The organism is Nonomuraea candida, from assembly GCF_000725485.1.
GTDB lineage: Bacteria > Actinomycetota > Actinomycetes > Streptosporangiales > Streptosporangiaceae > Nonomuraea > Nonomuraea candida.
Genome location: NZ_JOAG01000132.1, coordinates 1 through 1257 on the forward strand (window position 1 = coordinate 1; position 1257 = coordinate 1257).

Annotated in this window: 2 protein-coding genes; both read right to left on the reverse strand. The window is 74.1% G+C overall.

Going from position 1 to position 1257, the window contains the following annotated elements; all coding sequences use genetic code 11:
- Window positions 1-429, reverse strand: a 429-nt coding sequence (locus IO39_RS43350) for an NADH-quinone oxidoreductase subunit H (protein ID WP_043637617.1), incomplete at its 3' end; no start/stop codon positions are given.
- Between the two features lie 11 nt (window positions 430-440).
- Window positions 441-1257 (reverse strand): helix-turn-helix transcriptional regulator (locus IO39_RS43355; RefSeq protein WP_211267394.1); only part of this gene is annotated, 817 nt, incomplete at its 5' end.

The following is a 1257-nucleotide window of genomic DNA, read 5'->3' on the forward strand; positions in this document are numbered from 1 at the left end:
CAGCGGGGTCTCCACCCCGAACAGGTTGACCACCGGCCCGAACGGCACGATCGAGAAGGCCAGGAACGCCGGCACCACCATGATCACCGGCGCGAGCAGATAGAGCACCTTGTCCACAGTGCGCGGGAAGATGTCCTCCTTCAGGCCCATCTTGATCGCGTCGGCCACGGACTGTAGCAGGCCGAACGTGCCGGCCCGGTTGGGGCCGTGGCGGTGCTGCATCCGCGAGATCAGCTTGCGCTCGAACCAGACCCCGAAGACCACGCCCAGCGCCAGGAAGAGGAAGAGCGCCACGGCCTTGACGAGGGTGATCCACAGCGGATCGTGGCCGAAGTCGGCGAGGGTGGGGTGGGCCGCGAGCGCCGTCGTCCCGGTGAGCGTCGTCCCGGTGAGCGTCGTCCCGGCAAGCATCGTCCCGGTGAGCATCATGGTCCGGCACGCTAACCGGTGACCCGATCGGTGTATTGGACAAGTGCGAACAGCTGCTTCGGCGTCATCCCCGCCATCGCCCGGACCTCGCGGGTGAGGTGGGACTGGTCGGCGTACCCGCAGGCGGCGGCCTCGCCCAGGGTGGCCGAGGGCCGTCTCAGCGTGTCCACGGCGCGCTGGAACCGGGCGATCCTGGCGACCGTCTTGGGCGACAGGCCCACCACCCGGCGGAAGCCCAGCTCCAGGTAGCGGCGGCTGACGCCGAGCGCGCCGGCCAGGGCGTCGATGGTGAGCCGGCCCGCGGGCTCCTGGAGCAGCCGCCAGGCGTGCATGATCAGGGCGTCGGAGCCGGGGCCGGGGCCGGGGCTGGGGCACAGCCAGGCCGCCAGCCGCCGCTCCAGCACGCCGAGACGGGCCGCCCAGGTCGGCGCGGCGGCCAGCCGGTCGGCCAGCTCGGCGGCCCGTGCCCCGAGCAGGTCCTCCAGGCACACAGTCGCGCCGACCAGCTCGCGCATGGGCGTGCCGGTCAGCGCCGACAGGCCGGCGGGGGTGAGCCCGACGGCCACCCCGTGGCGCCAGGTGGCCTCGGCGGAGGCGACGCTCCGGGGGCCGGTGACGATCGGATCCAGCCCGGTGAGGTCGATGATCAGCGTGGCGGCGTTGAGCGGCAACATCCGGCCGGGCGGCGGCTCCGCCTCCGCGGCGCGGTAGCCCGCCCAGCCCAGCACGTAGGGACGCAGGTCCGGCGGCGCCGGGCGGATGACCATCCGGTCCGGCTCCGGTCGCGGCAGCGCGGGCGGCGGATGGGCGGGCGGCGGGTGGGCGGGC